This window comes from Spirosoma sp. 48-14 (assembly GCF_001898575.1).
Classification (GTDB): Bacteria; Bacteroidota; Bacteroidia; order Cytophagales; family Spirosomataceae; genus Spirosoma.
Map to the genome: position 1 here is coordinate 298,076 of NZ_MKUD01000009.1, position 24,336 is coordinate 322,411.

Annotated in this window: 25 protein-coding genes; 6 read left to right on the forward strand and 19 right to left on the reverse strand. The window is 47.7% G+C overall.

The genetic code is table 11. The annotated features are described in order from the left end of the window. Positions 1-11: 11 nt before the first annotated feature. From BGO59_RS08040 to BGO59_RS08070, 7 genes are all read right to left on the reverse strand, one after another. Positions 12-2,261, reverse strand: a complete 2,250-nt coding sequence (locus BGO59_RS08040; RefSeq protein WP_293682987.1) for a CRTAC1 family protein — start codon at positions 2,259-2,261, stop codon at positions 12-14. 207 nt (positions 2,262-2,468) lie between these two features. Beyond that, positions 2,469-3,011 (reverse strand): hypothetical protein, encoded by a 543-nt coding sequence (locus tag BGO59_RS08045; protein WP_293682989.1) that lies wholly within the window; start codon positions 3,009-3,011, stop codon positions 2,469-2,471. Positions 3,012-3,156: 145 nt separating this feature from the next. After that, positions 3,157-4,221 (reverse strand): cobalamin-independent methionine synthase II family protein, encoded by a 1,065-nt coding sequence (locus tag BGO59_RS08050; protein ID WP_293682991.1) that lies wholly within the window; start codon positions 4,219-4,221, stop codon positions 3,157-3,159. A 12-nt stretch (positions 4,222-4,233) separates the two neighbouring features. Beyond that, positions 4,234-5,220 carry a sulfite exporter TauE/SafE family protein gene (locus BGO59_RS08055; protein WP_293682993.1) on the reverse strand — a complete coding sequence of 329 codons (987 nt, stop codon included), beginning with the start codon at positions 5,218-5,220 and terminating at the stop codon, positions 4,234-4,236. Positions 5,221-5,323: 103 nt separating this feature from the next. Then, entirely contained in the window at positions 5,324-5,575 is a 252-nt protein-coding gene (locus tag BGO59_RS08060; protein WP_293682995.1) for a hypothetical protein, read from the reverse strand. Positions 5,576-5,689: 114 nt separating this feature from the next. Then, on the reverse strand, positions 5,690-5,959 hold the full coding sequence (locus tag BGO59_RS08065; RefSeq protein ID WP_293682997.1) for a hypothetical protein: 270 nt from the start codon (positions 5,957-5,959) through the stop codon (positions 5,690-5,692). A gap of 569 nt (positions 5,960-6,528) precedes the next feature. Beyond that, entirely contained in the window at positions 6,529-7,077 is a 549-nt protein-coding gene (locus BGO59_RS08070; protein WP_293682999.1) for a hypothetical protein, read from the reverse strand. A gap of 268 nt (positions 7,078-7,345) precedes the next feature. Here BGO59_RS08070 and BGO59_RS08075 point away from each other — a divergent pair, with 268 nt between their 5' ends. Beyond that, positions 7,346-8,770 carry a vanadium-dependent haloperoxidase gene (locus BGO59_RS08075; RefSeq protein WP_293683001.1) on the forward strand — a complete coding sequence of 475 codons (1,425 nt, stop codon included), beginning with the start codon at positions 7,346-7,348 and terminating at the stop codon, positions 8,768-8,770. Between the two features lie 46 nt (positions 8,771-8,816). Here the strand turns inward: BGO59_RS08075 and BGO59_RS08080 are convergent, their stop codons facing one another. Together BGO59_RS08080 and BGO59_RS08085 are read right to left on the reverse strand one after the other, a co-directional pair. Further along, positions 8,817-9,071: a hypothetical protein gene (locus BGO59_RS08080; RefSeq protein ID WP_293683003.1), complete on the reverse strand. Its 255-nt coding sequence runs from the start codon at positions 9,069-9,071 to the stop codon at positions 8,817-8,819. 63 nt (positions 9,072-9,134) lie between these two features. Beyond that, positions 9,135-10,256: a L,D-transpeptidase family protein gene (locus BGO59_RS08085; protein WP_293683005.1), complete on the reverse strand. Its 1,122-nt coding sequence runs from the start codon at positions 10,254-10,256 to the stop codon at positions 9,135-9,137. Between the two features lie 179 nt (positions 10,257-10,435). On the opposite strand from BGO59_RS08085, the gene BGO59_RS08090 reads away from it, so the two are divergent. Further along, on the forward strand, positions 10,436-10,681 hold the full coding sequence (locus BGO59_RS08090; RefSeq protein WP_293683007.1) for a FixH family protein: 246 nt from the start codon (positions 10,436-10,438) through the stop codon (positions 10,679-10,681). A gap of 156 nt (positions 10,682-10,837) precedes the next feature. Here the strand turns inward: BGO59_RS08090 and BGO59_RS08095 are convergent, their stop codons facing one another. Beyond that, on the reverse strand, positions 10,838-11,242 hold the full coding sequence (locus tag BGO59_RS08095) for an Hsp20/alpha crystallin family protein (RefSeq protein ID WP_293683009.1): 405 nt from the start codon (positions 11,240-11,242) through the stop codon (positions 10,838-10,840). 280 nt (positions 11,243-11,522) lie between these two features. Between BGO59_RS08095 and hemC the strand changes: the two genes are divergently transcribed. The 3 genes from hemC to BGO59_RS08110 all read left to right on the forward strand — a co-directional run bounded on the left by hemC (position 11,523) and on the right by BGO59_RS08110 (position 14,202). Further along, a complete protein-coding gene (gene hemC / locus BGO59_RS08100; RefSeq protein ID WP_293683011.1) occupies positions 11,523-12,449 on the forward strand; it encodes a hydroxymethylbilane synthase in 927 nt (308 codons plus the stop codon). Next, the gene (locus tag BGO59_RS08105) at positions 12,446-12,883 is read left to right on the forward strand and encodes a GNAT family N-acetyltransferase (protein WP_293683013.1); all 438 of its coding nucleotides are present in this window, start codon (positions 12,446-12,448) and stop codon (positions 12,881-12,883) included. The genes hemC and BGO59_RS08105 overlap by 4 nt, the downstream gene beginning before the upstream one ends. 92 nt (positions 12,884-12,975) lie before the next feature. Continuing rightward, entirely contained in the window at positions 12,976-14,202 is a 1,227-nt protein-coding gene (locus BGO59_RS08110; RefSeq protein ID WP_293683015.1) for an FtsX-like permease family protein, read from the forward strand. A 117-nt stretch (positions 14,203-14,319) separates the two neighbouring features. Here BGO59_RS08110 and BGO59_RS08115 read toward each other — a convergent pair whose 3' ends face one another. Further along, positions 14,320-16,494, reverse strand: a complete 2,175-nt coding sequence (locus BGO59_RS08115; RefSeq protein WP_293683017.1) for a tetratricopeptide repeat protein — start codon at positions 16,492-16,494, stop codon at positions 14,320-14,322. Between the two features lie 109 nt (positions 16,495-16,603). Between BGO59_RS08115 and BGO59_RS08120 the strand changes: the two genes are divergently transcribed. Next, positions 16,604-17,488 (forward strand): DNA/RNA non-specific endonuclease, encoded by an 885-nt coding sequence (locus tag BGO59_RS08120; RefSeq protein ID WP_293683019.1) that lies wholly within the window; start codon positions 16,604-16,606, stop codon positions 17,486-17,488. Positions 17,489-17,571: 83 nt separating this feature from the next. Here BGO59_RS08120 and BGO59_RS08125 read toward each other — a convergent pair whose 3' ends face one another. The 8 genes from BGO59_RS08125 to gcvH form a co-directional block, all read right to left on the reverse strand. Further along, positions 17,572-18,651 (reverse strand): fatty acid desaturase, encoded by a 1,080-nt coding sequence (locus tag BGO59_RS08125; RefSeq protein WP_293683021.1) that lies wholly within the window; start codon positions 18,649-18,651, stop codon positions 17,572-17,574. A gap of 148 nt (positions 18,652-18,799) precedes the next feature. Then, positions 18,800-19,696 carry a phosphogluconate dehydrogenase (NAD(+)-dependent, decarboxylating) gene (gnd, locus tag BGO59_RS08130; protein WP_293683023.1) on the reverse strand — a complete coding sequence of 299 codons (897 nt, stop codon included), beginning with the start codon at positions 19,694-19,696 and terminating at the stop codon, positions 18,800-18,802. A 551-nt stretch (positions 19,697-20,247) separates the two neighbouring features. Then, positions 20,248-20,601, reverse strand: coding sequence for a VanZ family protein (locus BGO59_RS08135; RefSeq protein WP_293683025.1), 354 nt, complete (start codon positions 20,599-20,601; stop codon positions 20,248-20,250). After that, positions 20,598-21,323, reverse strand: coding sequence for a gliding motility-associated ABC transporter permease subunit GldF (gene gldF, locus BGO59_RS08140; RefSeq protein WP_293683027.1), 726 nt, complete (start codon positions 21,321-21,323; stop codon positions 20,598-20,600). The genes BGO59_RS08135 and gldF overlap by 4 nt, the downstream gene beginning before the upstream one ends. 89 nt (positions 21,324-21,412) lie before the next feature. Further along, entirely contained in the window at positions 21,413-21,931 is a 519-nt protein-coding gene (locus BGO59_RS08145) for a DUF4199 domain-containing protein (RefSeq protein ID WP_293683029.1), read from the reverse strand. Between the two features lie 19 nt (positions 21,932-21,950). Beyond that, a complete protein-coding gene (locus tag BGO59_RS08150) occupies positions 21,951-22,502 on the reverse strand; it encodes a DUF4199 domain-containing protein (protein WP_293683031.1) in 552 nt (183 codons plus the stop codon). Beyond that, positions 22,499-23,833 carry a dihydroorotase family protein gene (locus BGO59_RS08155; protein WP_293683033.1) on the reverse strand — a complete coding sequence of 445 codons (1,335 nt, stop codon included), beginning with the start codon at positions 23,831-23,833 and terminating at the stop codon, positions 22,499-22,501. Before BGO59_RS08155 ends, BGO59_RS08150 begins: the two co-directional genes overlap by 4 nt. 99 nt (positions 23,834-23,932) lie before the next feature. Beyond that, a complete protein-coding gene (gcvH, locus tag BGO59_RS08160; protein ID WP_293683035.1) occupies positions 23,933-24,316 on the reverse strand; it encodes a glycine cleavage system protein GcvH in 384 nt (127 codons plus the stop codon). Positions 24,317-24,336: the final 20 nt, after the last annotated feature.

Below are 24,336 nucleotides of genomic sequence, written 5' to 3' on the forward strand. Positions count from 1 at the left end.
CCAACCAGTGGTCATTTTCCAGGAAGTCCGGCAAACGCTACCGCAGGACGACATATAGGCGATTGATCAGCCGAAAATCGAAGGGGTTTAAGTGCAACCGGTTCCAGCTTAGTACTGCCTTCCGTGATCCGTAGAAATTGGTTGGGCCGAACGTTTTGAAACACCTGCACCGTTTTAGTCCCCTGCCAGCGGATTTCAATCTTATCGATCAGGGTAGCTTGGCCGATGCCAATTTCCCGCCGGAGTGGAGAGGCTCCGAAGCTTCCCCCTGAATTCACCTCCCGGTACACACTCCGTTGAACACCGTTTTCCCGAAATGTTAGCTTAACCTGCGACCCGATTGCCAGTCGGTTGGTCGTTGATCCTTGTAAATTAAGACAAATCCAGTTGTTGGCGCTCTGACCCGGATTCAGATACAGGGCGCTGGGATACCTATCGCCCACGTAAGCTCCCCCCATCTCTATGTAAACATCCTGGTCGCCATCGTTATCCAGATCGGCAAACGATACCCCATGTCCTTTTTGCAGGTGGCCCATCCGGGACGATGCTGTTACATCATCAAATGTTTTCCCCTGCTGATTCAGGAACAACTTGTTGGGAACCAGTGAACGGTAGTTCGGATTTCCTGTGCCCAGATACATATCCAGAAACCCGTCATTGTTAATGTCACCAAAATTACCGCCCATCGAGAATGCCGTTTTCTGAACATTTGCTTCGTTCGACACATTGGTGAAGGTACCGTCGTGGTTGTTTCGATAGAGATAGATCATGCCATTATGGCCAATCGGCAGCTTCAGAGCTTCAGCCGCTTCGTAGTGAGCCAGCGATTTCTGGAAGGTATAATTACACACAAAAATATCCTGCCAGCCATCGTTGTCGTAGTCCCAGAACCAGGTGGTGAAACTACCGAACGATTCGTCGTTGAGCCCTGCGCTTACCGTTACATCCTCAAACGAAGGCATTTTCGACCGCAGACCTTTATTTTTCAACAGGTATCGGTTCCCATCCATCGTAGAAACAAACAGATCCTGCCAGCCATCATGATTATAATCGGCCGACGTAACGCCCTTTACAAAGCCTACAATTGCGCAGTTGGCCTGCTGAGCTACTTCCGTAAACGTACCATCCTGATTGTTCACAAAGAGTTCGCAAGGATGGCTTTTACCCTGGTTGCGAAACAAGCTGGGAGTTTCATTACCGATAAATACATCCAGCCATCCATCGTTATTCACATCGGTCCAGGTGGCTGTTTGCGTCGGATGAAAGGACAATAACCCACTGACGGTTGTCACATCGGTAAACGTACCATCGCCGTTATTTCTCAGCAGTGAATTAGGCTGCTCGCCAAACTGGCCCTGCCAGGCACCCCGGAGCACGAAAATATCGGGGAAGCCATCGTTATTGTAGTCTGTTTGCATCATATTCAGGCCGCCAGTGAGTTGCTTGAGCCCTGATTGTTCCGAGCGGTCACTAAAAGTGCCATCTGCATTGTTTTTATAATAATGCATGGGTTCGTCCAGTCCCCAAGACGACAGGGCGATGTCGAGGTAACCGTCCCGATCGAAATCTTCAATAATGACGCCACCAGCCATGTTATTGACATCGAGCTTTAGCGAATGAGCAATATCCTGAAACGCGGTGGTTTTCTTGGTGGTATCGGCCATATTGGGAATCAGCCAGCTTTTAGGTACATCCTTCGGATATTTCCCCAACGTCATGTAAGCCAGATTGAGCAGCCAGCGCGATTCCACATCATCTGGTGTTTGCTTCAGTATGGTTTCAAATAGCTCAATAGCCTTTTTTGAGCCCGTCTGAATCGTATGGATACCATTTCCCCGGATGGGCAGAATACATGACTCCGCCGAGTGGTTGTTCCGGCAGTTGGCCTTTTCACCTAACCTCAGATAGGCTAACGCCAGCTCACCCATGGCAATTTGCGACGCGCGTGGATTAGCAGTACCCAGTTGTTGGGTAATCGTTTCCAGCAGGGGAATGGCTTTTTCTTCTTCACCCAGCTTGAGTAAGATCGTCGCCTTCAGGTACAGTTCGGTTTCACTAGCCCTAAAACCATCGATCATGGAGTCAACATGAGCAAGCTGAGATTCAGGGCTAAAATCATTGCGATAGTCCCGGAATCGATAGTTGGCTTTCTTGAGGAGTTTGACCATTTCCTCATGCGATTTGGAGCTTGATTTCAGCCCGGCTACCATAGCCATTAGAGCCCCTGCCCCAATCAGGAGATAAATTAATTTTTTCAACATGTATAAGCGATTGGGCATCCATTACACAGTATGGACGCGGAATGTCTGAACGGATCAATGAGTTTATGGAGATTAACCCAGCCGATTAGTTCGCCTGATTCAGGAATCAATCGGGCATAGGTGTCCCTACCGTCTGGTTTATACGCAGACAGAAATGTCCAGCAACAGTTACATACTCTGCTGGATTAGCTCATGTGAAGAGATCGCTCAGACTTCTGGCGGGGGCGAATGGACAGGCAGGAATAAGGTTGACAGGGGTGCAGCAAAGCCAGAAATCGAAACAGGCTCCCGCCAGGAAGAATGATTGAACTGAACGACGAGTCGAACGCCCTGGTAGTACTCTTTTACTAAGAGTTTAAGAAGATGATTCGTTTTCTGGGGTGCATTTGTCGAATCATCCCCAAATTGATGTTTAATAAAATCCAGCAGATCGCCTTGCCAGAACGAGTTCTTTTTTTTGGCAAGCCCTACAATGAGCAGCGTATCATGTTGAATTTCCTGATGAATAATATCGTAGTAGCTGGCATGGTAAACAAACCCCTCGTCTGGGTGGGTCGTCAACTCCCCTTCGGTACCGGGATTGTTGAGAGGAATATAAAATTCAACCAGACTATCGACCGACCGATACACTCTTAATCGACTGGCCAAATCGCCTTCTTCCTGCCAGCCAATCATCCATATAACCAGCACATGAGCCAGGATGTGGCACAGTAGTAGACTGAATAGACCGATGGCGACAACTGTTCTCAACAGGAAATTCGTATGATATAAACGTTGATATAAATTAAGAGGCTGGTTACCTAAGAAGTTGACTGAGGTAACCAGTCTTCTACTAGCTAATTTCTATTCTAAAACACTGGCAGTTAGCCAGTAAGCACTTTGCCGTATACTGATATCAGCCCAGTGCCTTCTCCGCAAGAGCAGTACCTTCGATCCGGGCCTTGATTTTGGCAAACGCAATATCACGAGCGGTTGATACATCATCGGCAAAAGGCGAAAACCCACAATCGTCAGTCGTACCTAATTGATTAACGGGTATAGTTTGAGCGGCTTCCAAAATTAAATCCCGGATTTGCTCGGCGGTTTCTACCTGAGGGTCCAGCACGTTGGTAACACCCAGGAAAACGCGCTGATTCGGTTTGAGGTTGGCTTTAATAGCCGCCAGAACGCCCGGTTTATTTTTTTCAGCCGCATATTCCAGGTAAAAATTACCCGCTTTCAGATCAAACAAAGCAGGCAGCAGGTCATCATAACTAATATCAGCACTGTGCGTTGAATCATGGTCACCTCCGGGGCAGGAGTGAACACCGATTCGAGCCTGCTCTTCCGGGCTAAAACGGGCCAAAACCTGATTGTTCAGGTCGATAAAAGCCTGCAATAACTGTTTGCTGGGGTCTAATTTAAGCGCCAGCCTTCCTTCTGTAAAGTCAATCTGAACGTTATAGGCTCCGGCATCCAAACAGTTTCGGATTTCTTTTTCGGCTTCGTTGACCAGATCGGCTAAAAAGGATTCCTGACTATAGCCGTCGATTCCATCCTGTGGATAAAGCAAACTGAGTGCTGAAACGGCAATGACGGCTTGCTTAATGGGCCGATTCGTAAACGTTTTGGCCCGTTTCAAATAGGTATCAGCCGTTGTTGTATAGTGGAATGGACCTTTCGAAATAACCGGCAACTGACGGGTATGGCCATCGGCAAAGGGAATAACAACGCCGTTTGGCTGCAACCCCTCCAGGCCCGTAATTGGATAGGTGGCAAAACTGGGTTTAGCCTGCTCGCCATCGGTAATAACCGGCGACCCTGTTTGTTCGAGAGCAGCAATGGTTTCCTGAAGCGCCTGATTGGTTAGACGATCCAGTTCCTGCTGAGAAATCTGCGCATTGGCAAAAGCGGTCATCGCTTCCTGCAAGTAGGCCGGGCGGGGTACGCTGCCAACGGGTTCGGTAGGTAAAACAGTCATAATCGTAAAAAATTAGGTAACAGAATGGCGTTGTAAGCGGGCGATATAGGCAAACAAGCCTAAACCGGCCGCCAGAGTAAGTAAACACAAGCCCCACTGAGGTGCCGAAGGTCGAATTACAATTAGTGCGCCAATAAATTGAACAAACAAGATTATGTACAGCAACCGGGCAATAATGGGTCGGGCCAGACGAGTAATCACAAAGGCTCCCAGGGGCGCAAAAAATACCACTACCGGAATGCAGGTCAACCACAATTCAAATGATTCCCGGCTAAAGTCGTGGAGAATGCCTGCGTGTAGAAAAAAGCCCAGCAACGTCTCGATAGTCATGATCAGTACAGAGGAAGGCGTCGCTACTTTTTCGTTCAGCCGGTAATAAATCGTGACCAGACAAAACGTAAAGATGTTGATCCCTGTCCCAAAAATCGATGAAATAACCCCGCCCACCAGGCCAAACGCGATTAGTCGAACCTGATCGGCTGCCTGAAAGTCAGGAATAGCGTCGAAAACGATACGGGATGGATTACGATTCTCCCGCCAGAGTGTGATGCCAAAACTAAGCCAGAGAGATACGAAAAACAGTTTGGCCGCAACCGGCGAAATCAGCGGAACGACATAATACGTGCCAAAAATCAGGCCCACGATTCCCCCGATGGTTACGAATCGGATGTAGTTCCAGTCTACCCGAACGCGCAGCCCCAGAATGAGCAGAGAGGCCGAAGTCATCCCAATGCTTTGAATCGCAAAAGAGAAGTTACGGGCTACGGGTGGCGGAATCTTCAGCAGTAACGTAAACACGGGGTACGAAATAGCTGCGCTACCTTCAGGGCTCGACCCGGCAATAAATGAGCCAAATACCATGGTCAACGCAGCTGCCCACCGACGCGCCAGAAAACTCACATCACTCTGTGTACTCATGTACCAACCCCAGCTAATGAGTACGCTGAGCATAAAAGCAAAGTACAGAACAGGAATACGACGTGCAGGACGATCGGCCATCACTATAATAGATGAGAATCAGGTGAATTGTACAGGATAGCAGAGCCCAACCATAGCGACAGCCGGTTAAGACGTTTCGTCGCTATGGCCAGTTAAGAACAGGCTACTTATTTAACCGACTCAGGATTGTTTCCTGATTAGCCACAATCGTTTCCAGCAGTTCCTGATTTTTCAGAATCGACTGTTGGTTTCCTAAAATACTTTCCTGGTTGGCAATAATCGTTTGCTGATTGCTCAGAATCGATTCCAGACTAGCCTGGTTGGATAGGATCGACTCCTGATTTTTTAAAATTGATTCCTGATTAGCCAGGATCGATTCCTGGTTTTTCAGCACTTGGTCGTTGGATGCCTCCATAGTTTGATTTGATTTAGATAAAGGAATTAATTGGTGGAACTGATATTAGCTAAATAGGCTCTACTGAGATTTTTAGGACATTTAGACTACTGCTCTACACTTGATCAGCGTAGGTTAACCGGGCAAGGGTTGCTCAAGCGGACCGGGTAAGGTTTGCCGGGAATGAGTCGTTTGTTGTAGCCATTTTTGAAAACGCTGAGTCAGAAAAGGTAGCGCCAGACAAACCATATAAGGCACCAGCAGACAGGTCAGACAAAACGTTCGGACAAACACAGGCCAGTGGGCCGTAAACGGTAACTGGGCCAGACCATAGCTTACGACTGTGCTGTATGGAAACATTGCCGACCATACTAGTAACGCCATTTTCCACTTATTGAATTTCATGAGATCGACAGATTAAAAATGCTATAAACCAATGCTTCTTCACAAGAATTATAGGTATTTGTCAGTAAGACGATTAAGTTTGTCGAGCATGATGTCCTCACCAGCAAAACTGGTGAGGAGCATAGACTACCAACCTATCATTTAATACTGTTGAGCCGGACTACTACAGGGTAGTGGTCCGGTTTTTATGTTTTATGGGATATAGTTTCCTTGGTTACCCAGATCCTTCGCTGTCGTAGGGATACCGGACAGAACCATTCTCGCAACGGATTTGATGTCAGCCGAATAAAAAGGTCCGTCAGGCGGTTACCTGGGGGAACGCTTGTATTGCCTACAACCATTCAGCACTTACCGACGAAATCGATATGCCTTGACCCCGAGCCAAACTCGTTTTCTGGCAAACCAAATGGCGAACGGAGACTTTTGCTAGTACAAAAAGCCTATTCGGGTCCATCGGTTAAATGCCGTTGGGACGTAAGTAGAAAGAGGGGGTATTGTACAATTACGAAACGACCAGTAAGCAAAGCTTAAAAGCTATGCGAGTATGCCGAATGCAGGCGTACAAACCATTAGATAGCCCACTCGGGCGGAGGAGAATGAATCGACGAAGAGCGGGTGGCAAAAGCGACCGGCTTTTCGGGAACCCGGACAGACTGCTGCCAGGTTGAAGGATGAAAATGAAGAACAACCGGCGAACCGGGTGAATACTCTTTGAGCAGAAACTTCAGCAATTGACCCGCTTTCTGATTGGTATCTGAAGAGGTAGCCAAATGGTCGTTGAGAAACGAGAGCAGATCATCCTGCCAAACCGAATGACTACGGGATTCCAGCCCAGCAATGTGCAATGTATCTCCCGTCAGTTCCAGGCTAACGACCGTGTAATAGCGGCCCCGATAACTGAACCCATCCTCTGTAGTACGCGCAATTGTCTTACCATCAGCTTGATCATTGAGGGGTACCTGAAACTCAACGATGCTATCGACTGACCGATACACAAGCAATCGCTCTGACAGGTCGTTTTCGGCTCGCCACCAACTAACCATACCCACAATGGCACTAGCCAGAGTGTGGCACAGCAGAAGGGCAAATAAGCCTATCGAAACCTGTTTTTGAAGCATGGTTGTACTGGTATCTATACAAAAGTAATACGCTTCTGAAATAATCAATACAACGATAGGATTAAATCTTGATTTTTTTGAATCGATTTATTGATTGGGTTAATAATTAGCGGATCAGATTAAGACTAAGCAATATACTTTAACTAGGGTATTCTGGTATAACCGCCATGAAATACAACATAATCATTTGTATTGCCATTTCTTCAAACAAAGACAACTGCAGTTGGCAAACTTTTTGCCTTCCAGCTCTTGGGTTAATAAAAAGATAATGAATAACTTAATCAAGAGGAGTATTGGCCAATTCTGTTTACTCCTTAGCCTTGTTTATACACTAAAAGCACAGCCTACTCAAGCCGTGCTAACTAGCCAGCAACTGGCTACTACCTGGGCCGACATGACGGTACGTATTATGACCAAAGCGCCGAAAAATACGCCGACTTACGGTTCCAGGGCTATCGGTTATTTAGGGCTTTGCATGTACGAAACCGTTGTTTATTCTTCCAAACGGCATAAATCCGTTATTCGGCTATTGTCAGACACGCTCTCTTTGCCCAAGCCTGTTTCGGGGCAAACGTACTATTGGGAACTTGCCCTCAACGCAGGTCAGGCCTACTTGCTAAAGGCACTTTACGCTTACACCGAAAAAACGGGGCCTATCGATTCGCTGGAGATGGCTATTCACCAAACGTATGCCGCCCAGTTGGACCCGTCCATTGTTGATCGATCTGAACAATTCGGCAAAGCTATAGCTAAAAAAATTTACCAGTGGTCAATCAGCGACGGCGGACACGAGGGCTACCTACGTAATTTCCCTGCCGACTACGTTCGTCCTGCTGGTACGGGCGTGTGGGTGCCCCCTCTGGTTGGCCAATCGAACACGAAAATCCCTATGCATCCTACCTGGGGTCAGAATCGCACGTTCGCTCCCCGAAACAGCCGATTACCGTTACCCAAGCCCCTTGTCTATTCAACAGATACCAGCAGCCAATACTACCAGCAGTATAAAGAAGTATTTGATCGTAAAAAGTCGCTCAGTCCAACCGATCAGGCCATTGTGATGTGGTGGGGCGACGACCCTACAGAGACTTGCTCCCCTCCCGGCCATTCGTACAATCTGGCAACCATTGCGATTCGAAATAGTAATGTCGATTTAGTGAAAGCCTGCGAGACCTATGCACGGGTAGGCATGGCCGTGGCCGATGCCTTTATCTGCTGTTGGAAAACCAAATTCACGTATATGGTAGAACGCCCCTCTTCGTTCATACACACCACTATTTCGCCAGACAAAAACAAGAAACCCTGGTTACCCTTCTTTCTGGAACCGCCCTTTCCTTCTTTCTATTCGGGCCACGCAGTTCAGTCAGCCGCTACAGCCACCGTTTTGACGGAACTTTACGGCGATGCATTTTCCTTCACCGATAATACCCATACGAACCGGGCACCCTACACCTACTATTCAGAGGAAATGATTCTGGTTAAGTCGGCCTCGGCTCAGCAACCTTACTATTATCCCAGCCTGACCACACATACGCTCCCTTATGAAGTTCGCCACTACCGCTCCTTCTGGGAGGCAGCTCTGGAATGTGCTAACTCCCGGCTGATGGGCGGGATTCATACCCGTCATGATAATGAAGTTGGCCTCTCGGAAGGGAAAAAGATTGGACAGAACATTAACGCACTTCGCTGGCATTGACAATAAACCTGTAGCTCATTTACATCGCATCGGGTCTTTGCAGCACCTAAGGGGTTGGTTTAGCCCGATCCGTTTCGATATACTGACCGTCGTTACCAAACACAGCGACTACCGGCTTGCCATCAAACACAAAATGGGCGTAGGAATAATCGGCATTACGCGTCCATTTGACAGAGTCTACCTGACCAAATTTTTTGACAAATGCTTTCTCAACCGTTTCATTAGGCTCTTTGGTAGCTGCACAGGCGATAAGAAACCCACCCAATGCAAGGGGAATAACACCTTTCGTAATCCGCTTCATAGCATTCATGATTTAAGTAAAAATAGTTTATTGACAGAATAGCACGTGGGTTAGGGTCAGGACCTATGAATCCAGTTTCCACCAGCCGTACACGTCTTTGTACACCACAATGGCACCCTGATCGTCAACGTCGAGCAGATTGTAGGTTACAATCACTGGAATCGGTTTTGGGATAGTGACGGTTTTAGGCTGCGTCTGCTTCTGACAGGTCGTCAGGAATGAACGAGCAAAATGGGGTTTGCCCAGCACCAGATTAGCCAGTTCAACAGGTTTTTCGACCCGGATGCAGCCGTGGCTCAACGTCCGCTTGTCATGAGTAAACAGGGTACGTTGATTGGTATCGTGCAGGTAAATGTCGTACGGGTCGTTTACATTGAATTTCAGAATGCCAAGCGCATTGTCGCAGCCAGTCGATTGCCGAAGCCGATGCGGAAATGTTTTGACCGTATAGGCCGACCAGTTTACCGACTCCGGCGAAACAATTGCTCCTGTTCCGTCGATGATTTGTAGATTCATGGCAGCTAGTGTCGCTGCCGGATTTTTCCAGATTTTTGGCAGTAATTCGTTTATCGCTATTGAATGTGGCACATTCCAGTAAGGATAGGTAACCAGCCCTGTAATTTGCGCATTGAACAAAGGGGTAGGCGTGCCTGGTTTTCCGACAATTACCCGACTACTTAGCTGTATAGTCCCATCCTGATCAAGCACGCGTAACGTAGCCGACGGGATATTGACAATCACGCGTTTATCAGCCGGAAACCGATTAAGCCATCGGTAGAAATTCAGTGTGGTTTTGACCTGCTCAATCGTCAGAGAATCGGCCATATAATCGTCGACCAGGCAACGTATACAATAAGCCTTAAGTTGTCGATAAGCAGGGTCATGCGACTCCATCGAATCCAGTAGTGGGCACCAGTCAGCGCCTGTCAGGAACAAATCTGTGAGTTGATTAATACGAGCGGTATCCACTCGCTCTTTTAACCCCTGATAACCCAGCCGTGCATGAGGCTTCCCATACACGATCTGCATAAAACAGGATCGCAAACAGGTAGCAGTGGGCGTATCACATGGCTCTTCTACACCAATTTCACCAACATATTGTCGTAACCTGGCCCAGTCGGCGGGCTGTTGGGCAAAAGCGGAGAGAGGCAAGCAGAGCAGTATGATTATCAGTCGGTTCAGCATACTAAGTGGTTGTAATGACGACCCAAAACTGCACGTATTTTGTTGTCTTGATCCTGATGAATATCAGCCCCTGTTTTGAAACTAGTCAATCGTTTTCTTGACGTATATCATAGAAGGTGCCGATAAAAAGGGGTATTTTTGACTCAGAATACGTTTTCGACACCTACTCTTTGTGAACCATGACATTCGAACCTGCTTCTCAAATTCTGGCTTTTGTTTTGCCCATGTCGTTCCTTCGGTGTAACCTGACGTTCAGCAAGCGGAATGGTATTGAGGAAGACATACACATACCTGTTCAGCCAACCAGTAAGTCCAGATACGTGGTACCGACGGATAAACTGGCGAAGGGTCTTTGGCGAGTATACCTCGAATGGTCGGACGGACGGAGGCAGTACCACGACGAACAGGAAATCAGTATTGTCTAATCAACAGGCCAGCCAGGGGTGCGTACTACAGGAATCTACGCAATAAGTCAATCGGAAGGCCCTAAACGCAAAAAGCCGCTTCCGTAGAAGCGGCCGAACTCATCTATAGGCAACAGAACCATATCTGGGTTCCGGAAGAGATTCTGAGTAGTTTGCTTAAAACAAGTTTTTTATATCGATCCGACGGTGCATCTGCTCTTCGTCTTTGAAAGGCAGCATAACCATTACCCGACCCTGTTCGTGAATAGCTTCTATTTGGTCAGCATCAACAAAGGATGGGATGTCCAGAACCCGAAGGAACATCGGTACGGCCAGTCGCTGGCTGATACCCTCTTCCTGGTGCTCACTTGTGCCAACTAGTAAGGTATAGAGAACGAGTTTACTGCCCTCAACCAGCACATTAAACGAGTTGGCCTTTACACCAGGAGCTGACAAGGTAATAACCAGGCGTTCATCTTCCCGCTCTACGTTCATAGTGGTCTGACTAGATCCACCATAAAGGGTATTCAGCAAGTCGATCTGCCCGCCTGTTCCCTGAAACACGTTTTCTATCGCTTTCATAGTGGTGTTGTTTACTGTTCAATTACTATCTTATAGACAAACCCCGTGCCTAAAGGTTTATTCCGACTTTTTCGGCCAGTATGACAGGTGAAATCATTGAAAATTTGCCTAAAAAATGCCTTTTTGACACGTTCAAGTGGCTTTATGCCAATTCTTTATCGTTACTTACGCTTTTCTAGACTGTTGCGATTTCTGGGCTTTCTGTGGAAAGTCGGCCACACCACAATATCCATTTGTTGATATACGGAAAGCTATAGTTCGTGCTGTATCTTTGTGAATCATGCATATTCGAATAGGAACCCGAAGTAGTCGCCTGGCCCTTTGGCAGGCCGAGCATATTCAAACGCTGCTTCAACAGGGAGGCTTATCCTCCGAACTGGTATTGATTGAAACGAAAGGAGATCTGGTGCTCGACCGATCGCTCGCCAAAATTGGCAGTAAAGGCGTTTTTACACAGGAGCTGGAAGACCAGCTTCGTGATGGCAGCATCGATATTGCGGTTCATAGTGCCAAAGATTTACCCTCTAGTTTACCTGCCGATCTGGCCATTATTGCTTTTACCGAACGCGAACAGGCCAGTGATGTACTTGTCAGTCGGAACAAATCGCTGTCGTTAAGCAGCGGACAGCCCTTCCGTATCGGAACCTCATCCACGCGCCGGGTGGCCATGCTTAAACACTATTGCCCCCATCTGACTACGGTTGAGATGCGTGGAAATCTGCAAACGCGTATCCGTAAGCTCGACGAAGGCCAATGCGATGCCCTGCTGCTAGCCTATGCGGGTGTACATCGGATGGGATACGACGACCTGATTGCCGAACAGTTGCCCCTATCTGAGTTTGTACCCGCCGTAGGCCAGGGAACCATTGCGATCGAAGCTGCTACAGCACTAGACCCATTGGTGAGTGAAGCCATTACGCAGCGTATCAATCATGCACCGACAGCAGCCTGCCTACGCGCCGAACGCGCTTTTCTGGCCCGGCTGGAAGGGGGCTGTAGTATTCCCTCCTTTGCGCTGGCGCACTGGACATCCGACCAAACCATCACCCTTACAGGCGGACTCGTCAGCCTGGACGGGAGCCAGTTACTCCGCGAAACTTTTACAGGCTCTCCAGCCGAAGCGTCGGCAATTGGCCATTCGTTGGCCGAAGCCATTCTGGAGCGAGGGGGCGATGTGATTTTACAGCAAATCCGCCAACAACTATGACGATTAAGATTGCCACTACCGACGCCGAAATTGAACGGTGTATTCCTGCCATGCTGGCTCTGCGTTCGCACCTGACTCCAGCCGAGGCATTCGACCGGATTCGTTCCCAACAGCAAACGGATGGATTTGTTCTTGCCTATATCGATACCGGCAATCCTGATGAGCCCATCCCGGCCGTCACGGGCTATCGCTACCTGAATTTCCTGTACAGCGGCAAAACGCTCTACATCGACGACCTGTCGACTCTGCCCGAAGCGCGTGGAAAAGGATACGCCAGTGCCCTCGTTGATTTCATTATCGATCAGGCCCGGCAAGCGGGTTGTCAATGCGTTTCGCTCGATTCAGGACAGAATCCGGCTCGGTACGATGCCCATCGGCTCTACCTGAACAAACGGTTCAACATAGTCAGCCATCATTTCAAACTGGACCTTTAGGTGAATGAATAATGTAGAATGAATAATACATAAGTAGCCTGGCAGTTTTTCATTTTACATTATCCATTGTTCATTATCCAATAACTTTCGCCATGAATCTTTTCCGAATTAGTTGGAGTAATCTGCGAGACAAGCCTTTAAGCAGCTTTCTAAGCGGCCTGTTGATGACATTTGGTATTACGATTATCTCGCTTTTGTTGCTACTCAACAAACAGCTGGATGATCAGTTTCGGAAAAATATTCGGGGCATCGACATGGTGCTGGGTGCGAAAGGCAGCCCCTTACAATTGATTCTATCCAGTATTTATCAGATCGACTCGCCCGTTGGTAATATCCCCCTCGATGAGGCAGAGCGGCTTTCCCGTAATCCGATGATCAAAACGGCCATTCCACTGGCTATGGGCGATAACTACCGCTCATTTCGGATCATAGGTACCAACAAAAAATACCTCGATCATTTTGGTGCCACGGTGGGTCAGGGGAAATTATTTCAGAATGATCTGGAAGTAGTCATTGGTCCTCGCGTAGCTGATGTGACGGGCTTAAAAATCGGGGATACCTTTGCCAGTTCGCATGGACTGGATAAAGACGGCGAAGAGCACGGCGACTCCAAATACAAGGTTGTCGGTATCCTCACACCAACCAACACAGTTACCGACCAACTCATCCTGACCCCTGTATCGAGTGTATGGGCCATTCACGCCCATCATGACGAGCATCACGACGAAGGGGGAGCGCATGAGGCTGGTGAAGAGCACGAGGAACACGAGGAGGAGCCCCGCGAAATCACCAGCATGCTCATCAAGTTCCGGAATCCCATGGGAATGATGCTGGCTCGGGGCATCAATAGCAACTCCAAACTTCAGGCAGCCTTACCGAACATTGAAATCAATCGACTTTTTTCACTGCTGGGCATAGGTGTCGAAACCCTGCGCGGACTGGCTATTGTGATTATGCTGATTTCGGGTATTAGCGTATTTGTATCGCTCTATAACTCATTGAAAGAACGGCGCTACGAAATGGCGCTCATGCTATCGATGGGTGCCACACGCGCTCAGTTGTTTGGCATGCTCTTGCTGGAAGGTATTGTACTGGCGCTGATCGGTTTTGTGCTGGGGCTGTTACTTAGCCGTGTTGGGCTGTGGTTATTCTCGGGAACCGTTTCGGATGAGTATCACTATAATCTGGCGGCTTTTGGCATTCTGCCCGAAGAGTGGGCACTTCTGGGCATTGCTCTACTCATTGGCATTTTGGCCGCTGCCTTGCCTGCTCTGGGCGTTTACCGGATGAACATCTCCCGTACGCTGGCGGAAGAATAAAAGCAATTCGGGGGTTGACGATATCGTCAACCCCCGAATGATGCATTTCAATTATGTGACGCTAAAAACCACAATCTGGAGCCAGCTCACGCGAGTTTTCTCCTGATTTAGAATCCACTAGTACTTATTAATAATCGAATCTGGCAGCACTTTCACATCAATACCATACGCTTTCAGTAAGTTAGCGCGGTTGTTCTGCCCATCCACATAAGCCGGGTTTACAACCATCGAGCGATTGTAATAGTACGACGCCAGCTCTAGTTTTTGCCGATTATTTTGCGCCTGAGCTTCGCCCTGATAAATTACCCCCAGGTTATTATAAGCGGGTGCATATGCGTTGGCCGCCCGAATAGTTTGCTTGTAATAATACTTGGCCGAATCGACGTTGGGCGTAATTTTCTGGAAAACATACGCCATCGAGAAATAGGCTTCCCCAAAGTTCGGATAGATACGGGTCGACTCCTGCAAATGGTCAAGTGCCCAACGGCCATGTACATTCGCGTGGGCGATATTGGTGTCGATCAACGTCTGCGCTTTCTTGATCTGTTCAGGTGTTGGTTTAGGCTTGATTGCATTGGTTGCATTCGCAATTGAATCCGCTTTGGCACGATCTTTCAACCCTTTCTCAATCCACTCATTCGCCACGTGTCGTTGTACCTGGCAGCTATTGGGTGCATAAGGCAGCGCCGAATTGAACAGGATGAAATTATTCTCCCAATCGCGGTTACGTTCAACGGTTTTAAACGAATAGAGCCCAGCAACAACAGCCATCAATCCCAGCAACGGGGCATAACGAACCAATGCCGGTTTGGCAGCAGGCTCATCCGATGCCTTGGCATCTCCCCGAACAAGGAGTTTTTGTAAGGCCCAGATCAGAATGAACGCAAAGCCCATCACGGCTGCATATGCGAAACGTTCAGCGAAGATACCACCCCGCATCCAGATAAAACCCAGACCAGGAGCCATAGTAACGAAGAACCAGAAAATGCCAAAGCCCCATAGCGTACGCTTCATAAACCCTTTCCAGCCTAACCAGGCTAAGGCAATCAGCGACAGGAAGCCAGCCCAGGTCAGCAAATCACCTTTGCTCCCCGATGGAATCACATTGTACGAATAGTCGTAGACAAGCGGATGTGGCAAGATCAACAACCGGATATAGTACATCAGGAATTTGAAGGTTGTCGATTTCTCGGTCTGCAAAATCTTATATGGATAGTTGGCCCAGTCGACCGGAGGGGTTCCGCTAAGGGTACCAATCATCTTTTGTTTCTGGAAGAAAAATAAAGCAGCAACAACCAGAAATGGCCATAAACTGATGAGCGACTGCCAGACATTCCGACGAGCAAACCAGTACTGCATAGCCGGAATCAGCGCCAGACTCACAATTGACGACTCTTTGGATAGGAATGCAAAATACAGCGATACACACGCCAGCCCTACCCAACTTGCCGACAATGAGCCCATAATCAGCACCCCGACGATGCCCCCAAACGTACTCCCTGTCAGACTACTGCCAATTACCCAGCCACCGACAATGGCGAACAGGCCAAATAACCCACCAAAGAGCCAGTCGCCAACCGGCCCTTTGTACCAGAACGACGTAGCCGATTCCAGATGCTTCCAGTACGACAGCAACATCAGCGAGATAAACAGGAAACTCAGGATTTCATCACGTCCTTTAATATTCGCTACAATCTCAGTATGGATCGGATGCGCAATAAAGACCAGTCCAATCAAAAAAGCGGTAATTGGTTGACCCGGTAGCCATTTCTGAAGCAAGGCGCCAATAGACAGCCCAGTCAGGGCGTACAAGCCAGCATTGATCATGTGGCTGATGTTCGGATTATCTTTGAAATACTCCTGCTCCATCGCAAACGTAATCAGCGACAATGGACGATAATATCCCAGGGAGATGTTGCTGAAATGCCAGAATTCGGTACGAAGCAGATCGGGTATACCGGCCAGGCCTTTTTTAACGAATAAATTCTGACCAACGGCAGCTATATCGTCGAGCGCGTACTGGTGGCCAAAGGTGTTAACGTATAAAACGAAGCCTAACAGGGCCAAAGCCGCTACCGGCCACCAGACAACCGGACGTTTTTCGATAGGTAAATCCGATGGGTCTGGTGCTGTAGCCACTTTAGTGGTGGCTGGGCGCGTTACCGGACGCTGGACTGTCTCGTTGACACGGGTTGAGCTTGGCCGGGTAGAATTGGTTGCGGTGGTTTGAGCAGGTTTGGGTGATGCCGAACGTGGATTCTCGTAGGCAGTAGGTTGCTTCTTTTTAGCCATGATAGCAGTTACTCATCTATTGAGGACGTATTAATTCTCTTCTGAAAATCAGACATTGACTACGTAGAGAATCACTACATTTATGGATTGATTGTAAAGTTCCGTAAGAATGTTAGCAAAATCAATTCAGATACAGTATCAATTAAAAACATTTGCGTTCGCCATTGGGGCAAGTCTGCTCATCAGTAGCTGTGTTAGTGTTCGGCCAACCTTGCCCAGCACCAGCACAACGATTACGCTAAATCGGGCCGACAACCTGGCCCTGGGTAATCCAAGCAACGCATCAGGCAACAGCCCTGACAATTACCTGATGACAAAGACACAGTATACGCTATCCTACAATCGTAGCCGTGGAATTGCCAATTGGGTCAGTTGGCGATTGACTTCTACCTCAAAAGGAGATAGCAAACGTACCAACGATTTTCGGCCAGACCCCACACTGCCAACAGGTTGGTATGCTGCCCGTCCGTCCGACTATACCAACACCGGTTTCGATCGGGGGCACCTTTGCCCATCGGACGATCGCGATGCAACCCCCGAGGATAATGCCGCTACATTTCTCCTAACCAACATCGTGCCACAAGCCCCACGACACAACCGCGAGGTCTGGAAAAATTTAGAAGAGTATGAGCGTCAACTGATGAGCAACGGCAACGACGTCTACATTATTGCGGGTGTAAGCGGCACAGGTGGTACAGGCCAAAACGGTTTTGCCACATCTATAGCCAACGGCAAATTAACTGTCCCAGCCACACTCTGGAAAATCCTGATTGTTGTTCCGAATGGCGCTGAGAACACGTTTCAGCTCACTGAAAACACACGCATCATTGCCGTTAATATACCTAATGAGCAATCAGCCGCTGATAAACCCTGGCGTGCCTATATCACGACTGTCGACAAACTCGAAGCATTGACGGGGTACGATTTCCTGTCAAACATACCTACTGATATTCAACAGGTTATTGAAGCCCGAATCGACGGAGGCACTAACTAACGTTGCTAATACAAAAAGCAGAAAGCTACAGAGAATCGGTTTTGATACTTCTCTGTAGCTTTCTGCTTTATACCAAAATGTAGCTAGGCAACAGCCACTTGGGGTACATCCAATACGGTATCATTAGCCATGATTCGTCGCGTACGCCGACGTAACAAGGCAATGGCTTCCTCGTCGCTGGCGAAGGCCCCGTTTATGTTTACCATATTTTTCACCAACACATCATACCGACCGCGCATCAGCAGGAAAAAAATCTGGAGGAAATCAAGCCCATCAAAAACAATGGCCTGATTATGGGCATATTTATCAATTGTTTTCTGGAAAAACGTAGGATGCTCAGTCCAGTGCAAGGCAGGCCGAACATGATGGCTGATATGATAGCCATCGTTCCAGCATTTTTTATTGTATTTCACATTGATACAGGTAATACTATTCTTGTAGGCATTACCTGGCTCGTCGCCATCAACAAAGGCATGCTGTGTCCAGTTGCCCATCATGGCAATTAAGCGATATACCAGCAGCGGAAATAAAAAGACCAGTACCGTAGCGGCCCAGTTCACATAGAGTAAAACACACGCAATGACCGCAAAGACAATCTCGCCGGTAAGCGCACGAGTAGCTAGTTTCGAGCGGTTTTTCCGATGAAGATAAGCCAGCAAATTCCGCACACCAATCACAAAAAACCGCCCGAAATAGGCCAGAAAACTGCGGAAACTATCCCGCTGGAATGTCATGGTGCTACTGTCATCATCCTCCAGATTATTTTCGGGATGGTGCATGCCTATGTGGTGACTATAATAGGTTTCAGGCGTATGCCCGAAGAAAGGAGCAACAATCCACGGCAGGTAATTATTCATCCAGCCATATTCCGATTTGAAGAACTGGCGGTGGCTGGTGCAGTGAAGCATAAGCCCAAAGGGGCCTTTAAACACAAAGTTACTTACATAAAAATGTGCAGCCGCTATCGTCCACCAAACCCAACCTGTTACAAACGGCATAAATAGCAACACGCTTAGCGGAATCAGGACAAATGTGATGCGAAGGGTAAGATAAATAAAGGGCAAATCGCGTTCATCTTTAATAAACTGAAGAAAAAACCGATCAAACCGATTGTAATTCTTTCCTGTAAACGTGGGGTCTTTAATTGCGCCTAGAAGCTTCATATTAGCTTTTACGGTGGTTAAGAGTAAACAAAAAGGTTCGAAACAGTTCGATATCGTTATGGACGACAATTGAAACTGCCCGAACCTTCGTGTAATACTAACGAAAAAAAGCGAACGAAATTGAACTATTTTTTTGTTTGTGCGAATTTTATTTTTTCTCAACAGCGTGTCCACCAAACTCATTCCGTAAAGCAGCCACTACTTTTCCAGTAAATGTATCCTCCTGCAATGACCGATAACGCATCAATAACGACAGCGCAATAACAGGTGTTGGTACCTCAAGATCGAGGGCTGTTTCGAGTGTCCATTTTCCCTCACCCGACGAAAACATCTTTCCTTTTATCGAATCGAGGTTAGGATCGTTCTTAAACGCATCTTCTGTCAGTTCCATCAGCCAACTTCGAATAACCGAGCCATGATTCCACATTTTGGCAACTGCCTGATAGTCCATTGGGAACGGGCTTTTCGATAGCACTTCAAACCCCTCTGCTATCGACTGCATCATGCCATACTCGATACCGTTGTGAACCATCTTCGTAAAATGACCACTACCCGCCGGGCCGGTATAGAGGTACCCATCCTCAACCGAAATATCTTTAAAAACCGTATGCAAAGGCTCGATGACATCGGGATCGCCACCGACCATGGTACAGGCACCATTCAGCGCTCCGCTCATACCGCCACTAGTACCACAGTCCAGAAAACCGATTCCTTTCTGTTTCAGATATTCGTGCCGACGAATTGAATCTTTATAATGGGAGTTCCCGCCATCAATCACCACATCTCCCGGATTCATAACCTGTAACAGTTGCTCGATCACCTTATCGATTAAAGCCCCGGCCGGAATCATCAGCCAGAGGACTCGTTTCTCAGGTAGCGAGTTATACATATCCTGTAGGGAACTGGCCCCCTGAGCACCCTCTTTCTTAACGGCCTCAACCAGTGCCTCGTTTATATCGTAGCCCACCACGGTATGCCCATGCCGTACCAAGTTACTGACGAGGTTATAGCCCATCTTGCCTAAACCAATAAATCCAATATGCATAGCTATGTAAGATTAGATGACCAAGTTGGTAATTTCCCAACTACTTATGGCCGAATGCGTCATTAGAATTCCATTAACTATCCTTCTAAAACCCACATTGCTGATGCATTGTTATGTTACCACTACCCCAAGCAGTCACTCACAAAACCTAACAGCTCATTTTATAGTCTTTTCAATCACGCCCACTCGTATAACCCTATAAAAAGGATACTATTCTTGTATAGTTTACATCAATCGCCATAAAACAAAAACACCCCGAAAAAGAGGGGGCGCTTTTTGGGTACGGGTATATTGAAATAGGCAGCTAGCGACAGGAAACTGGCCTCACTGGATTCAGTGATGTGGAATTTAATTCGGCCAATAGCGAAGTCTATTGTCGTTTTGCCCGGTTTTCACCAGGCTACCAATGAAGCTCAATGATCAACGACAATAGCATCATCAAATTAATACTTCGTCATGCAGAGGCTCATTACTTACATAATCATTACGGCTTAGGAGAAGAGGTCAATTCCTGTATCGATGTTAGTCGTGCTGGTGAGCCTATAATCGTTTTAAACAAATCTGTACTTCTGCGGAATTAACCATGCTATACCAATTCCTACAACAGCCCCCAGGCTATCGGCCAGCAGATCAATTAAATCACCACTTCGGTTTATAGGCAAAATATATTGAAGGACTTCGATCAGGGCGCCAAAAAGTATGCCGGCAATAAGTACCCGACCCATTGGAAAGCCAGCCAATGCCCACAACAGCGTGAACGGCGCAAAAATAAGTACATGTAATAGTTTATCACTCCAGGATAGTAACTCTTCTGGTAAGTCATCATGAGGAGTAAGGCAGCCAATCAGCATAATGATTGTCCAGATGATAGCCAGCCACCGAGCTAGTATTGGCGAAATTTTCATAAAGTTGATTTCAATCGGTTGGTTGTCAAGAGAAGAAAAAGCAGGATCACGCTGATCAGATAAATGACATTCCGACTATCAATTACACCACGCCCAAGCGATCGATACTGCTCGTCCAATGCCAATAAGGATAAGTAATACGATATACTGCCTAATACCGATAGATTCGCCAGCGCACTTAACCCAACATACAGCAGAAAACTTACGAATACCCCCAGAACAAAGGCTACCACCTGATTATCGTTGAATGACGAGGCCCATAAGCCGATAGCCACAAATACTCCAGCCAATAAAACCAACCCGGTATACGAGCCAAAAACCCCGGCCGAATCGATATTGCCTACAGGTGAGCCAAGTTTATAAAGGCTAATGTAGTATATGAGCGTTGGCAACAGAACAATAACAACCAATAGCCAGCTTGCCAGAAATTTCCCCCCTATGATTCCCCATCGGCTAACGGGCTTGGTCAACAGCCATTCTAATGCACCAAGCCGCACTTCATCGGCAATGGAGCGCATCGTAATCGCCGGTACCAGAAACAGCAGAAGATAGGGAGTCAGATTGAAAAACGTACCCATGTCGGCATACCCACTTTCCAGCAGACTTGTATCTGGAAACACCCACAGGAGTAACCCCATTGCTGTCAGAAAGACGCCCATGATGATATACGCAATGGGCGACGAAAAAAATTGACTGATTTCTTTACGAAAAATGGCCAGCACGTTTGATTCTAATTGAACAGTGAAGTCGTTGAATGGCTAACGGGATCAGTTGGGCGTCACGCAGTGAAGTAACCATTCCGTCAAATCCCTTATTCAAACGGATTGTTTTTGTTTCGACGTATAAATGCGGCAATAATCAGTGAAAAAATCAGCCCTAAGAAGATTGACCCAATAACCCCGAACGCAAACAAAATTCCGGGACTCTGGAATTTTTCCATGATGCCCATGGCACTATCGATCTGTTCGTCCGACATTCCCTGGTCTTCCATCTGCTCACGGGCTTTATCAGCCGCACGCGTCATAATACCCGTATCGATAACGGTCATGTAGAATACCGAAAACAAGCTGGAGATAAAACCAGAAATAGCGGCTGTTAAAGTACCTAAGCCCACACCTTCTCCATACGTCATAAAGCCACCATTGAGCGTTCTGAACTCACGCATGGCCATGATAATGGCAGCAATGGTCAATCCATACGCAACAAAGCCCAGCGCACGATTACCGATGCTATCAGTAACGAAGAGAATTATGGAATAAATAATGGAAACTACGGCCAATATTAGTCCCCACTTTAAGGCAACGCGCGTTGTCGAGGTCTTTTCTTCCATCCTACAAAGAGTTTATTAATTATTGCATAACACTGTAGTCCTGCTTGCGGAATATTAGTGAAATAACCAGTACGGGTATTACAGCCAACGCTGTTTTTTTAGTAAGCTCATCCGGCAACAGAACAGAAGGCTCCATTGTGCTCGCTTTTTTCCACTGTTCGGCAAATGTCTCGGGCCCGAACTGATCTGTAATTTGCTTTTTACCCTCCAGCAGTAGTTTCTTCGAATTGGCCACGTACTCAGCAAATACACCCGGATCAACCTGAGTTACGAAGAAATAAATAAGCCAGCCCGTTATTAACGCAGCCACCGTGTTGATTACATAACCAATCGTCAGCCCTTCCCACAGGTGTAGCCGCCCATGACCGACGTATTTTCGGTAATACCAGACGGCACCGACCATCACGATAATATGAATGCCGTAATCCAGCACACGGATATTACCCAGAGGTGGAATGTCCAGCACATATAAGCCCAGGAAATAAACAAAACATAAAACACCCGTTATCAGACCCGCTAACAGCGGAATTTTCAGTAACGGATGGCTGAAATGACTAAGAATACTTTTCATGATGTACGAATCAATTGGCCCTGGTGCACAGTGCCGATAACGCATCCTGTGAATGACTGACCTAGAAACGGCGAATTTTTCGATTTAGAGAACGTACGTTCGTAAACCCACGTTTTTGTGGGATCAAAAAGCGTCAGACGGGCAAACTGTCCCTCGGCTATCGATTGCGCTGGTAATCGAAGTATTTCGCGGGGGCGAACGGTAAGCTTTTCAATCAACTGAGCCAGGGGTACGTTCCGATTATGCGTTATGAGTACTGAAAAAACCGTTTCCAATCCGGTAATGCCAAACTCAGCCTGATCGAATTCCAGGTTTTTGCTTTCAGCATCCTGGGGTGAATGGTCTGACACAATCGCGTCAATAGTACCATCGGCCAAACCAGCCCAAAGTGCCTCTACGTCAGCAGCCGACCGAAACGGTGGGTTCACTTTTAAGTTGGTATCAAAGCTGGCAAGGGCCGAGTCATCAAAAACCAGTTGATGAACGGCCACATCACAACTCACAGGGGCGCCAGCCGCTTTTGCCTGCCGAATCAGCTCGACTGAACGAGCGGACGAAATGGTAGAAAAATGAAGTGCAGAAAGCGTAGGAGCTGGAGCCGTGGCGTTGTTACTGCTTAACGCTTCAACCTCCTGTCTTGTATCGTCTGACCCAAGCACATAGTCCAGCAACCGCAGGTCGCGCTCAATCATCAGTTCTTCAGCCAGGGCAGGTAATCCTTTTAAACCTAGTAAGGTACTTTGGATGCCTTCGTGCATCTGACCAAAGCGCGTCAATAACTGTTCCTCCGGCCGATTCATCAGCAAGCCGTTGATAGGCTGAAGGTATTGCAGTGTCTTAAGGAGTAAATCCGGGTTTTGAAGGGGGTGCGTTCCGTCGGAGAAAGCTACTGCGCCAGCCTGATGCAGATCGAGCATTTCTGTAAAATCCTCACCGGCACCCTTTTTCGTAACGGCTGCAATGGCGTGTACCGTAACGGGTTGCCCTTCGGCCATGCGCCGGACGTAGCCCAGCGTCCCTTTGTCATCGACTACCGGCTGCGTATTGGGCAATACAGCTATATCCGTAAAGCCACCGGCAGCAGCAGCCCGACAAACACTGGTCAGGTCTTCTTTATGCTCATAGCCAGGGTCCTGCGTCAGCACGCGCATATCGACCCAGCCCGACGAGACATGGAGATTATCCGATTCTATAACCGGAGTATCTGTATCGGCAGACAGATTTTCGCCAATTTGACGAATCAGCCCGTTGTCAACCAGAATATCAACTACCTGCCCGTCGAACGACGAAGCAGTGTCGACTATACGGGCAGAACGGATGAGAAATTGCATAAAAAACATCCGCTACTTTTTGCAAAGAGGGACTGTAAATGTGACTGAATTAGCTAAAAAAAAGGCCCCTTCGGAGCCTTTTAAAGTACATTTTATCGATCAGGCACCAACCAGTTTCTGGTAGGCATCAGCCGTCAGCAAATCATCTTTCTGAGTCCCATCGGTCGGTTTCAGACGAACAATCCAGCCTTCGCCATACGGATCAGTATTGAGTAACTCGGGCTTTTTCTCAACCGCCGGATTCAACTCCAGAACTTCACCTTCGATTGGCAAAAACAGGTCTGATACCGTTTTAACGGCTTCTACAGCCCCAAAAACATCACCTTTTGCCAGCGTTTGGCCAACGGTGTTGATGTCTACGAAAATAATATCGCCCAGTTCATGCTGCGCGAAATCCGTAATACCAACTACGGCCGTACCGTCCTCTTCAATCCGAATCCACTCGTGATCCTCCGTATAACTCAGTTCTGCAGGAAAATTCATTGTAGGGGGTGATTATCTAT